The sequence below is a fragment of the Albimonas sp. genome (assembly GCF_055129145.1).
The window spans coordinates 1-12,105 of sequence record NZ_JBSRTQ010000132.1 but is presented as its reverse complement, the minus strand read 5'-3'; the positions used below and the strand labels follow the sequence as shown (position 1 = coordinate 12,105).

Annotated in this window: 12 protein-coding genes; 7 read left to right on the top strand and 5 right to left on the bottom strand. The window is 70.1% G+C overall.

Features of this window, described 5'->3' with window-relative positions; genetic code table 11:
* On the bottom strand, positions 1-166 hold a 166-nt coding region (locus ACTB72_RS17055), incomplete at its 3' end, for a CNNM domain-containing protein (RefSeq protein ID WP_463038212.1).
* Between the two features lie 102 nt (positions 167-268).
* On the opposite strand from ACTB72_RS17055, the gene ACTB72_RS17050 reads away from it, so the two are divergent.
* Positions 269-598, top strand: coding sequence for an NtrZ family periplasmic regulatory protein (locus tag ACTB72_RS17050; RefSeq protein WP_463038211.1), 330 nt, complete (start codon positions 269-271; stop codon positions 596-598).
* A 99-nt stretch (positions 599-697) separates the two neighbouring features.
* A complete protein-coding gene (gene ftsH, locus ACTB72_RS17045) occupies positions 698-2,620 on the top strand; it encodes an ATP-dependent zinc metalloprotease FtsH (protein ID WP_463038210.1) in 1,923 nt (640 codons plus the stop codon).
* Between the two features lie 278 nt (positions 2,621-2,898).
* Here the strand turns inward: ftsH and ACTB72_RS17040 are convergent, their stop codons facing one another.
* Complete coding sequence (locus ACTB72_RS17040; protein ID WP_463038209.1) at positions 2,899-3,522, bottom strand: glutathione S-transferase family protein; 624 nt, start codon at positions 3,520-3,522, stop codon at positions 2,899-2,901.
* A 185-nt stretch (positions 3,523-3,707) separates the two neighbouring features.
* Here ACTB72_RS17040 and ACTB72_RS17035 point away from each other — a divergent pair, with 185 nt between their 5' ends.
* Positions 3,708-4,130, top strand: coding sequence for an SRPBCC family protein (locus ACTB72_RS17035; protein ID WP_463038208.1), 423 nt, complete (start codon positions 3,708-3,710; stop codon positions 4,128-4,130).
* 10 nt (positions 4,131-4,140) lie between these two features.
* Here ACTB72_RS17035 and ACTB72_RS17030 read toward each other — a convergent pair whose 3' ends face one another.
* The gene (locus ACTB72_RS17030; protein ID WP_463038207.1) at positions 4,141-4,740 is read right to left on the bottom strand and encodes an HD domain-containing protein; all 600 of its coding nucleotides are present in this window, start codon (positions 4,738-4,740) and stop codon (positions 4,141-4,143) included.
* Between the two features lie 292 nt (positions 4,741-5,032).
* Between ACTB72_RS17030 and ahcY the strand changes: the two genes are divergently transcribed.
* The 4 genes from ahcY (at position 5,033) to ACTB72_RS17010 (ending at position 10,037) form a co-directional block, all read left to right on the top strand.
* A complete protein-coding gene (gene ahcY / locus ACTB72_RS17025; protein ID WP_463038206.1) occupies positions 5,033-6,424 on the top strand; it encodes an adenosylhomocysteinase in 1,392 nt (463 codons plus the stop codon).
* A 190-nt stretch (positions 6,425-6,614) separates the two neighbouring features.
* A complete protein-coding gene (locus ACTB72_RS17020) occupies positions 6,615-7,055 on the top strand; it encodes a DUF7282 domain-containing protein (RefSeq protein ID WP_463038205.1) in 441 nt (146 codons plus the stop codon).
* A 136-nt stretch (positions 7,056-7,191) separates the two neighbouring features.
* Positions 7,192-7,785 carry a cell wall hydrolase gene (locus ACTB72_RS17015; protein ID WP_463038204.1) on the top strand — a complete coding sequence of 198 codons (594 nt, stop codon included), beginning with the start codon at positions 7,192-7,194 and terminating at the stop codon, positions 7,783-7,785.
* A 143-nt stretch (positions 7,786-7,928) separates the two neighbouring features.
* Complete coding sequence (locus ACTB72_RS17010) at positions 7,929-10,037, top strand: 3-hydroxyacyl-CoA dehydrogenase NAD-binding domain-containing protein (RefSeq protein ID WP_463038203.1); 2,109 nt, start codon at positions 7,929-7,931, stop codon at positions 10,035-10,037.
* 158 nt (positions 10,038-10,195) lie between these two features.
* Here ACTB72_RS17010 and ACTB72_RS17005 read toward each other — a convergent pair whose 3' ends face one another.
* The gene (locus ACTB72_RS17005) at positions 10,196-10,477 is read right to left on the bottom strand and encodes a hypothetical protein (protein ID WP_463038202.1); all 282 of its coding nucleotides are present in this window, start codon (positions 10,475-10,477) and stop codon (positions 10,196-10,198) included.
* A 203-nt stretch (positions 10,478-10,680) separates the two neighbouring features.
* Positions 10,681-11,988, bottom strand: coding sequence for a type III glutamate--ammonia ligase (gene glnT, locus ACTB72_RS17000; protein WP_463038201.1), 1,308 nt, complete (start codon positions 11,986-11,988; stop codon positions 10,681-10,683).
* Between the last annotated feature and the right edge of the window lie 117 nt (positions 11,989-12,105).

Below are 12,105 nucleotides of genomic sequence, written 5' to 3'. Positions count from 1 at the left end.
TCATCATCGCCGTCGCGGCCGCCACGCCCCAGGGGCCGGGGATCAGGGCCGTCAGCACCTGGGTGGCCAGGGCCGAGGCCAGGATGTTGACCAGGTTGTTGCCCAGCAGCACCGCCCCTATCATCGTCTCCTGGTCGGCCAGCAGCCGGTTGACCCGCCGCGCCAGGGGCTTCTAATCGGAGAGACGGCCGCGCACGGACTATCCGGACGTGGTCTGCGGGGCGCAGGGGGCCCTTTGACGGTGAAGATGTCCATTCGGACCTTGGTTTTGAGCGCGACCATCGCGACCCTGCTTGGGTCGACGGCGGCGCACGCCCAGACCGAACGGGCCAAGGGCATGGACTTCACCGTCCGCAGCGAGGCTCTGCCTCAGGGGGGCAAGACCCTGAAGTGGGGCCTTCAGAACGGACGTTGGGGCGTGTCGCTCAATCTCGACCAACCCACCGGCCGTGACGTCCAACTCAATGACGTGCAGGCGGGCGCTTTCTACAGCGTCACGCCGAGCCTGCGGGTCGGCGGCGCCCTTTTCGCGGTCCCTCTGGCGGGGTTCGGCGACGTGATCGCCACGGACCTTCTGCCCGCGCGCATTTCGCGCTAAGTCTCCCATCCAGTGAAATGAACGGTAGCCGCGCGTTGATAGATGACGTGTGATACCTATGTGACCAGAGCGACCGGCCAAGCGAATCGGAGTTCAGAGTTGGGAAACGCCAAGAACCTGGCCTTCTGGGCCGCCGTCATCCTCCTGCTGGTGGCGCTGTTCAGCGTTTTCCAGGAAGGCGGCGGCAGCACCCAAGGGGCCCGAATCACCTTCTCGGACTTCCTCGAGCGGGTTGAAAACGATCAGGTGTCTTCCGTCCTGATCGACGGGGAGCGCATCACGGGCCGTCTCGGCTCGGGCGCCGAATTCCAGACCATTCAGCCGGGCGGGGCCGACGTGATCCCCGATCTGCGCAGTCATGGCGTCGAAATCCGGGTCGAGCCTCAGCAGTCCTCGGGCCTGCTGTCGACGCTGGGCTTCTGGCTGCCGATGCTGATCCTGATCGGGGTGTGGATCTTCTTCCTCAACCGCATGCAGGGCGGCTCGCGCGGCGGGGCCATGGGCTTCGGCAAGTCGAAGGCCAAGCTGCTGACCGAACGGTCCGGCAAGGTCACCTTCGACGACGTCGCCGGCATCGACGAGGCGAAGGAGGAGCTTGAGGAGATCGTCGAGTTCCTCAAGGAGCCGCAGAAATATTCGCGCCTCGGCGGCAAGATCCCCAAGGGCGCGCTGCTGGTCGGCCCTCCGGGCACCGGCAAGACGCTTCTCGCCCGCGCCATCGCCGGCGAGGCCGGGGTGCCGTTCTTCACCATCTCCGGCTCCGACTTCGTGGAGATGTTCGTGGGCGTCGGCGCCAGCCGCGTGCGCGACATGTTCGAGCAGGCCAAGAAGAACGCCCCCTGCATCGTCTTCATCGACGAGATCGACGCCGTCGGCCGCCATCGCGGCGCCGGCTACGGCGGCGGCAACGACGAGCGCGAGCAGACCCTCAACCAGCTGCTGGTGGAGATGGACGGGTTCGAGGCCAACGAAGGCGTGATCCTCGTCGCCGCCACCAACCGCCCCGACGTGCTCGACCCGGCCCTGCTGCGTCCCGGCCGCTTCGACCGTCAGGTCGTCGTGCCGAACCCCGACGTCATGGGCCGCGAGAAGATCCTCAACGTCCACGCCCGCAAGGTGCCGCTCGCCCCGAACGTCGACCTCAAGGTCATCGCGCGCGGCACGCCGGGCTTCTCGGGCGCCGATCTCGCCAACCTGGTCAACGAGGCGGCCCTGACCGCCGCGCGCCAGGGCAAGCGGATGGTGACCATGGACGACTTCGAGAAGTCGAAGGACAAGGTGATGATGGGGGCCGAGCGTCGGTCCATGGTCATGACCATGGATGAGAAGAAGCTGACCGCCTATCACGAGGCCGGCCACGCCATCGTCGGTCTCAACGTCCCCGACCATGACCCGATCCACAAGGCGACCATCATCCCGCGCGGCCGCGCGCTGGGATTGGTGCTGTCCTTGCCGGAGCGGGACCACCTGTCGGTGAGCTACACCAAGTATCGCTCCAAGATCGCCATGGCGATGGGCGGCAAGGTGGCCGAGGAGCTGACCTTCGGTCCCGACAAGGTGACCTCGGGCGCGTCCTCGGACATCCAGCAGGTCACCCGGATCGCCCGGGCGATGGTCACCCAGTTCGGCATGTCGGAGCTGCTCGGCAACATCGACTACGCCAACGAGCAGCAGTCCTATCTCGGGACCGGTTACGGCCAGACCTCGGCCTCGCCGGAGACGCAGCGGATGATCGACGCCGAGGTCCGCCGCCTGGTGGACGAAGGTTATGAAACCGCCAAGCGGATCCTGACCGAGCAGGCGGGCGATCTCGAGCGGCTGGCCCAGGGTCTGCTGGAATACGAGACCCTGACCGGCGAGGAGATCGCCGCGGTGATCCGCGGCGAGACCCTGGACCGCTCCGACGACGACGGCGAGGCCCCGAGCGGCGGCCATGGCGCGTCGGGCATCGCCTCGATCCCCAAGGCGGGCAAGCGCCCCCGCGGCGAAGACGGCGGCATGGCCCCGCAGCCCCAGGGCTGAGCAGGCGGCGCCGCGGCGCCAGCCGGTCGGAACCGAAACGGCGGCCCTCGGGGGCCGCCGTTTCCATGTCCGCCCCCCTCGCCCCCCCTTCCGCCCCCCTCGCCCTCCCCCGTCGTCGCCCTCCGTCGTGCGCGGTCCCGCGTCCGCCCGGAGACGCCGCCGCCCGGCGCCCCGACGCAGCGCGCCGCGGGCGCCAGGGCGCGACCCGCGCGCCCGCGACGCGGCGCTTGCGTGACCGGGCCGTCCTCGGTCGGGCGGGGCTCAGGACAGGGCGGCGCTCAGGGCAGCTCGGGGCTCGCGTAGCGCGCGAAGGCCGGCTGCGCGTCCAGCCGCGCGAGCCAGGCCCGCACCGCCGGCAGCTCGGTCCGCTCGATCGGCGTCGCCCGCCAGCCATGCGCCCCCAGGCCCAGCGCGATGTCCGCCAGCGTGAAGCGCTCGCCCGTCACCCAGGCCCCGGTCCGCGCCAGCTGCGCCTCCAGGATGGCCATCGCCCCGTTCCAGGCGGCCGTGCTCTTCGCGATCACCTCCGGCGCCGCATAGGCCGGATCGCCCCGGATCAGCCCGTGAAAGGCCGGCATCCAGGTCGGGTTCAGCGACATCGACAGCCAGTCCAGCCACTGCGCCACCGCCGCCTGCCCCCGCGCGTCGCCGCCCAGCAGGTCCGTCCGCTCCGCCCCGAGCGCCAGCAGCCGCATGATCGCATGCGACTCCCATAGCGGCGCCCCCGCCCCCAGCAGCACCGGCATCAGCCCGTTGGGGTTCCACGCGAGATATTCGGCCGAGCGCACGTCCCGCGTGACCCCCCAGTCCGCCTCATGCGCGTAGTCGACCGCGAGCATGTCGGCCGCGACCAGCACCTTGCGCACGTTGATCGAAGTGGTCCGTCCCAGGATCCGCAACATCGAAAGCCCCTCCGCGCCGGGGCCCATCCGCGCCCGGCCTCCGCCGCCGACGATGGCCGGGCCGCGCGCCCCCCGCAACCGTCCGCCCGCGACCGGCCCCGCCCTTGCCGCAGCCGCCCGCGCCCCTATGCTGCCCGGCCAACCCCGCCTGCGCCCGCAGGGGATCACCGAAGACGGAGACCGCGATGACCGAGCATCACAAGAAGACCGACCGGGTCGAGCGCTGGCTCGACCTGCCCGTCCGCGTCGAAGCCGTCTGGGCCGTGATCGGCGATTTCTGCGACCTCAAATCCTGGGTCCCGGGGGTGGAGAGCTGCGAGCGCGTCATCCTCGGCGGCGACGTCCACCGCCATGTCCGCGCGACCAGCGGCGCGCTCTTCCTCGAACGCCTGATCGAGGAAGGCCCGCATCTGCACCGCTACACCATCGTCGAGGGCCCGCTGCCGGTGGAGAACTACCTCGCCACCCTCACCGTCTTCCCCGAGGGCGACGGTTGCCGGGTGTGGTGGTCGGCGAGCTTCGACAGCGAGGTCGAGGAGGTCGACGGCATGGTCGCCGCGATTTTCGAGGGCGGCCTGCGGGCGCTCGACGAACGCTTCGTGGCCTGAAGCCTGAAGCCTAAAGCTGCCCCAGCAGCGCCTGGAACCGGTCGAGGAACGCGCCCCGCGCCTCGGCCGGGGCCCGTGGCGCGATCCGCCAGTCGGCCGCGCCCTCGAACCGGGGACGCCCGAAGAACCGGTCCGCCTCCGCCGCCGAAAACCCCGCGAGCTGCGTCGCCTCGAACCAGGCGCAGGCCCGGTCGGCGCGCTTGATCCGCGCCTTCACCGATTTCGGCACATCGGCCGGCAGCCCGAAGCGCACATGCACCGCGCGCTCCAGCCGCCCCTCGAATTCCCGGTAATCCAGCCCCAAAGCCGTCTTGAACGGCGAGATCATGTCGCCGATCACGTATTCCGGCGCGTCGTGCAGCAGGGCCGCCAGCCGCCATTTCGCCGGGCAGGGCTCGGGCGAGACCCGGCCGAAGATCTCCTCCACATGCAGCGAGTGCTCGGCCACCGAGAACGGCCATTCCCCCTTGGTCTGCCCGTTCCAGCGGGCGACGAAGGCGAGGCCGTGGGCGATGTCCTCGATCTCCACATCCATGGGCGAGGGATCGAGCAGATCGAGCCTGCGGCCCGACAGCATGCGCTGCCAGGCGCGGGGGGGCGTGCCGGACATGGGGCCTCCGGGCCGTGGGAAACGAAACCGCGGGAGGCTTAGACCAGCCCGGCCGCTCCGTCGAGGGCGACGCGCCGGCGCGCCCTGCGAAACGCCGCGTTACGCTCGCGAAACGTTAACGCTTCGTGTCCCACACTCGCCGGAACCGGCCGAGTCGCCGCCGCCGGCGCCCCTTCTGCGTGCTTCCTATGCGGAATTGTCGGAACACCGTCCGCCGCCTTGCGTTGCTCCATCACGCTGCACCTGCTAACCCTGCGCCAACGCCGTTCCGGGCCCCCGAGGAGACCCCCGCATGACCGATTACATCGTCAAGGACATCAGCCTGGCCGAGTTCGGGCGCATCGAGCTCGACATCGCCGAGACCGAGATGCCCGGCCTGATGGCGCTGCGCGAGGAATTCGGGCCCTCGCAGCCGCTCAAGGGCGCGCGGATCGCGGGCTCGCTGCACATGACCATCCAGACCGCCGTGCTGATCGAAACGCTGGCAGCCCTCGGCGCCGACGTGCGCTGGGCGTCGTGCAACATCTTCTCCACCCAGGACCACGCCGCCGCGGCCATCGCCGCCTCCGGCATCCCGGTCTTCGCCATCAAGGGCGAGACGCTGGAGGAATACTGGGACTACGCCGACAAGATCTTCGACTTCCCCGAGGGCGGCTGCAACCTGATCCTCGACGACGGCGGCGACGCCACGCTCTACATCCTCATGGGCGCCCGCGTCGAAGAGGGCGAGACCGGCCTGATCGAGAACCCCCAGTCGGAGGAGGAGACCTTCCTCTTCGCCCAGATCCGCAAGCGCATGGCGGCGAACCCCGGCTGGTTCGTCAAGCAGCGCCACATGATCCAGGGCGTGTCGGAGGAGACCACCACCGGCGTCCACCGCCTCTACAAGATGATGGAGAAGGGCCACCTGCCGTTCCCCGCCATCAACGTCAATGACTCGGTGACCAAGTCGAAGTTCGACAACAAGTACGGCTGCAAGGAATCGCTGGTCGACGGCATCCGCCGCGCCACCGACACCATGATGGCCGGCAAGGTCGCCGTGGTCTGCGGCTACGGCGACGTCGGCAAGGGCTCGGCCGCCTCGCTGCGCGGCGCCGGCGCCCGCGTCGTGGTGACGGAAATCGACCCGATCTGCGCCCTGCAGGCCGCGATGGACGGTTTCGCCGTCACCACGCTGGAGGACGTCGTCGCCACCGCCGACATCTTCATCACCACCACCGGCAACAAGGACGTGATCCGCATCGAGCATATGCGCGAGATGAAGGACATGGCCATCGTCGGCAACATCGGCCATTTCGACAACGAGATTCAGGTGGCCAGCCTGAAGAACATGAAGTGGACCAACATCAAGCCGCAGGTCGACCTTATAGAGATGCCGAAGGGCAACCGGATGATCCTGCTGTCCGAGGGTCGGCTGCTGAACCTCGGCAACGCCACCGGCCACCCGTCCTTCGTGATGTCGGCGAGCTTCACCAACCAGGTGCTGGCCCAGATCGAGCTGTGGCTGCGCGGCGACCAGTACAGGAACGAGGTCTACGTGCTGCCCAAGCATCTCGACGAGAAGGTCGCGACCCTGCATCTCGCCAAGCTCGGCGTGAAGCTGACCGCGCTCTCGACCGAACAGGCCGACTATATCGGCGTGACCCCGGCCGGCCCGTTCAAGCCCGAGCACTACCGCTACTGATCGGCCCTCAAGGGCGACGCGCGCGGCCCCGGCTTCCCAGCCGGGGCCGCGTTCGTTTGCGGGGCGCGCCGGGCGTTCACGCGTCCTGACGAGGGCGTGAGCGCTGAAACTTCCCGCGCCCGCCCCCGGTATCTCCCCCCGAGCGACGGCCGCGACGGTCCGTCGACATGCACCAGAACGGGAGATTCCGATGTCCAGACCTCATGCCGGCCTCGCCTTCGCGCTCGCCCCCGCCGTCTTCGGCCTCGCCGCCGCGGCCAGCCTGCTCGCCGGCGTCGCGCTGGCCGATGACGCGCCGATGGTCGAGGCGACGGACCAGGACATGTCCAACGGCATCGTCTCCGCCGTCTCGGTCATGGCGCCGGCCAACGGCTGGCTGGTGATCCACCGCACCGACGGGATGAAGCCCGGCCCCGTGGTCGGCTACGCGCCGTTGCGCGCCGGGGCCAACGCCGACGTCGCCGCGATCCTGACCGAGCCCGCGGCCCCCGGCGACAAGTTCATGCTGATGATCCATGGCGAGGACGGCGGGATGAAGACCGGCGTCTTCGAATACACGCTCGGCGCGACGGAGGACGGCCCGATCAAGCGCGACGGCAAGTTGGTGATGACCATCGTCTCCGCCCGCTGACCGGCGCGCGCGGCCCGGCCCGCAGGGCGGGGCCTGAGCGGAACGATCCCGGCCCGTGCGCGGGCCGGGCTTGCGCGCGCCGCGCGGCTGCGCCATTTCTCCCGACGGGGCGGGGGCCTTGCTGCGGAAGATGCGCATGAAGTTCGTCTCGACGATCATGGCCCTGGCGGCCGTCGCCGTCCTGCTGGCCTGCGCGCCCGGGCCGAGGACCCTCCGCGTGGTCGAAAGCGACGGGGTGGAGGCCGGCGCGATGCAGGAGGTCAAGCCGCCGCCCCGCGCCAGGGCGCTCGCCTCCCAGATCCCCGGCCAGACCCCCGCCCGCGCGCCCGAGCCCGATCCCGATGCCCTGATGTGCCTCGCCCGCGCGCTCTATTTCGAAGCGCGCAGCCAGAGCGACCGCGAGGTCGCCGCGGTCGCCCATGTCGTGCTCAACCGCGTCGCCCATCCCGATTTCCCCGACACCGTCTGCGGCGTGGTGCGCGAGGGCGGCCCGTCCCGCCCCTGCCAGTTCGGCTGGTATTGCGATGGCCGCCCCAACGAGATGACCAACACCCGGCAGGCCGCGCGCATGGTGGGCCTCGCGCGGCAGGCGATGCTCGGCGAAAGTCAGGATCCGACCGGCGGCGCCAACATGTTCCACGCGGCCAGCCGCCTGCCGTTCTGGACCCGTTCCGCCGAAGGCGGCATCCGCATCGGCGCGCACCGGTTCTGGCGGCTCGAAGACCGCTAGGCCCGCGCCCCGGACATCCGTCAGCCGCCGACCCTTGAACCCGCCGCGCGCCGGGGCCAATGTGCCGCCCGACTGGATCAGACCCCCGCGGAGGCGTGCGAAACACGGGTCCTGCGGGCGGCCGCGAAGGGGAGGAGACCCGAATGCCCGAGAGCATGAGCGACGTGGTGACCTACGAGGTCACCGAGGACGGCATCGCCATCATCCGCGCCAACAACCCGCCGGTGAACGCGCTGGGCTACCAGACGCGCCTCGGCCTGTGGAACGCCATCGAGAAATTCGACGGGGACGCGAGCGCGAAGATCGCCCTGATCCATTGCGACGGGCGCACCTTCTTCGCCGGGGCCGACATCTCCGAATTCGGGGGCGTGCGCGCCGATCCGCTGCTGCCCCAGGTCTGCGACCGCTACGAGGCCGCGACCAAGCCGGTGGTGGCCTCGATGCACGGCACCGCGCTCGGCGGCGGGTTCGAGATGGGGCTCGCCAGCCATTACCGCATCGCCCAGAAGACATCGAAGGTGGGGCTGCCCGAAGTCCATCTCGGCATCATCCCCGGCGCCGGCGGCACCCAGCGCGCGCCCCGCGTGATGGGGGCGGCCAACGCGCTTGAAGCGATCACCACCGGGCGTCACATGTCCGCCGTCGAGGCTTTCGAACTGGGCGCCATCGACAAGCTGGACGCATCGGGCGACCCGCTCGCCGCCGGCCTCGCCTATTGCCGCGAGCTGCTGGCGACGGGCGCCGGCCCCCGCCGCACCGGCGAGCGTCCCGTGCCCGACGCCACGCCCGAGCTTTTCGCCCAGTGGATGGACAAGGTGAAGAAGTCCGCCAAGGGCCAGAACTCCCCGCTTTATTGCGTCGAGGCGGTGTCGGCCTGCCTGCTGCCCATCGCCGAGGGGCTGGAGGCGGAACGCGCGGTCTCCGCCAAGACCCATTCCGACCCGCAGCGCCCCGCCCTTGTCCACGCCTTCTTCGGCGAGCGGGCGGTGAACAAGATCCCCGAGGCCAAGGCCACCCCGCGCAAGCTGGAAAAAGTCGGCATCATCGGCGGCGGCACCATGGGCGCGGGCATCGCCGCCGCGGCGCTCAATGCCGGGCTGAACGTGGTGATGGTGGAGATGAACGCCGAGGCCGTGGCCCGGGGCGAGAAGAACCTGCGCCGCAACTACGCCTCCTCCGTCGCCAAGGGGCGGATGAGCCAGGAGGCGCTCGACAAGATGCTGGGCGCCAGGTTCGCCACGTCCGACACCTACGATGCGCTCGCAGACGTCGACCTGGTGATCGAGGCGGTGTTCGAGAAGATGGAGGTGAAGAAGGAGGTTTTCGGCAAGATCGACGCCATCGTGCGCGACGGCGCGGTGCTGGCCACCAACACCTCCTATCTCGACGTCGACGCCATCGCCGCCTGCACAAGGCGTCCCCAGGACGTGATCGGCCTGCACTTCTTCTCCCCGGCCCATATCATGCGGCTGCTGGAAGTGGTGGTGGGCGAGAAGACCTCCCCCGACGTGGTCGCCACCGGCTTCGCGCTGGCGAAGATGATGAAGAAGGTCGCGGTGCGCGCCGGGGTCTGCGACGGCTTCATCGGCAACCGCATCCTCGGGGCCTACATGAAGGCCGCCAACATGATGGTTGAGGACGGCGCCGATCCCTACGAGGTCGATGCCGCGGTCCGCTCCTTCGGCTATCCGATGGGGCCGTTCCAGATGGGGGACCTCGCGGGCCTCGACATCGGCTACTTCAACCGCCGCGGCAAGGATGCGACCCGCGACCCGGAGATGCGCTATTCCGAGGGCTTCCTCGACCGGATGTATGAAAACGGCTGGCTCGGCCAGAAGACCGAAAAGGGCTTCTACGACTACGCCGGCGGCGCGCGCTCCGGCCCGCCCAACCCCGAGATCCCGGCGATGATCGAGGGCGAGCGCCGCAAGCTCGGCATCAACGCCAAGCCCTTCTCGCGCGAGGACATCCTGCGCCGCTACATCGCCGCGATGACCAACGAGGCGGCGAAGGTGGTGGGCGAGGGCATCGCGCTGCGCCCCGTCGACGTCGATATGACCGCGCTCTTCGGCTACGGCTATCCGCGTTGGCGGGGCGGGCCGATGCACCATGCCGATCATGTCGGGCTGGACGTGATCCTCAAGGACATCCGGGCCTTCGCCAAGGATGATCCGGTCTTCTGGGAGCCGGCGCCGCTGCTGGTGAAACTGGTCGAGGACGGCAAGTCCTTCGCCGATCTAAACAAGGCCTGAGGGCCGCGAGGCTGGGGGAAGGGGCGGGGCCGCAGGGCGCCGCCCTTTCTCTTTGCGGCGCAAGCGGCGCGTCGACCTCGCGCCGGCGGCCACGGCCCGCCCGCGCCGCGCCGGACCGGCGGCGCGGGGGGCTGCGGTCTCGGGCGGGGACGCCGGGTTCAGCGCCGGTCGGAGGAGGAAGGGCCGGCCGGCCCGCGCATCATCCGGAACACCGGCGAGGCCCGGCCGGCCGCGGTCACCGCCGGCGGCGCCGCGGGCCGCCTGATCGCCGCGGCGCGCAGGGGAGGCGGCGGCGCATCCTCGCGCAACGACTTCGGGCGCTCGCGCAGGCGGGGCGGCGCGACGGTCGGGCCCGGCCCCCAGATCTTCCAGGCCCAGGCGGCGAGCCAGGCCACGACCAGGCCGGCGAAGATCAGAAGTTCGGTGATGGCATCGAACATGACGAGGATCCGGGAACGCAACGCACTGCGCGCCAGCCTACCCAATCGGTCGTCCCGAGTTGAGTCATTTTGTGAACGAAAAGTGAATTTCATGGTCGCAGGTCTTCCCGGGCGGCCCGACCCCGCGGCGAAAATGGCGCGGCCGGCGTTCCCCGCGCGTGACCTTCGGCCGGATCGGCCGGCGCGTCGCCGCCCGCCCCGCATCACACGTCCAGCGTGGTCTCGCGTTCCCACGGCGAGAAGCTCGCCGCGTAGCTCGCCCATTCGGCCCGCTTCAGCTTGACGAAGGCGGCGGACACCTCCGCCCCCAGCGCCTCGGTCAGCACCGTGTCCGCCTCGAATTCCCGCAGCGCGTCGGGCAGGTTGAGCGGCAGCCGAGGCGCCCCCTCCGCCATGTGCGCGTCGCGATACATGTCGATATGCAGCGGCGCGCCCGGATCGGCCCTGGTCCGCAGCCCGTCGAGCCCCGCCGCGATCACCGCCGCCTGCAAGAGATACGGGTTCGCCGCCCCGTCCGCCAACCGCAGCTCGAACCGCCCTGGCCCGGGCACGCGCACCATGTGCGTGCGGTTGTTCCCGGTCCAGGTCACGGTGTTCGGCGCCCAGGTGGCCCCCGAGGTCGTCGCCGGCGCGTTGATCCGCTTGTAGGAATTCACCACCGGGTTCGCGATCGCGGCCAGCGCCGTCGCGTGCCGCATGATGCCCCCCAGAAACCACCGCCCCTGCGCCGACAGCCCCATCGGGTCGGCCGCATCCGCAAACGCGTTCTCCGTCCCCTCCGCGTTCCAGACCGAGACATGCACGTGACACCCGTTCCCGGTCAGCCCCTTGAAGGGCTTCGGCATGAACGTCGCCCGCAGCCCGTGCTTCTCCGCCACCGACTTCGCCATGAACTTGAAGAACGAATGCTTGTCCGCCGTCGCCAGCGCGTCGTCATATGCCCAGTTCATCTCGAACTGGCCGTTCGCGTCCTCGTGGTCGTTCTGGTAGGGGCCCCAGCCGAGGTCGAGCATCCCGTCGCAGATCTCCGCGATCACGTCGAAGCGGCGCATCAGGGCCTGCTGGTCGTAGCAGGGCTTTTCCGCATGATCCTGTCCGTCCGAAATCTCGGACCCGTCGGCGGAGATCAGGAAGAATTCCGGCTCCACCCCGGTCTTGACGCGCAGCCCCATCCCGGCCGCCGCCGCCACCTGCGCCTTCAGCGCCTGGCGGGGGACCTGCGCGAGGGGCGCGTCGTCCATATGCACATCCGCCGGGACCCAGGCGACGCCCGGCTTCCACGGCATCGGCATCACCGCGTCCGCATCGGGGAAGGCGAAGAGGTCGGGATGCGCCGGCGTCAGGTCCAGCCATGACGCGAAGCCCGCGAACCCCGCGCCCCCCGCCTGCATGTCGCCGATGGCCGCCGCCGGCACCAGCTTCGCCCGCTGCCCGCCGAAGAGGTCGGTGTAGCCGATCAGGAAATAGCGGATGGCGTTCGCCTGCGCCCAGGCGCCGAGGTCCTTGGTCATGCTCTCTCCCTCTCCTGCGGTCGGGCCGCGCTAAAAACCTCCCCTCCCGGGGATCCAGTCGGTGCCGGCGAGCGGCACGCGCGCCATCGCCGCCGCCTCCAGGGTCAGGGCGCAGAG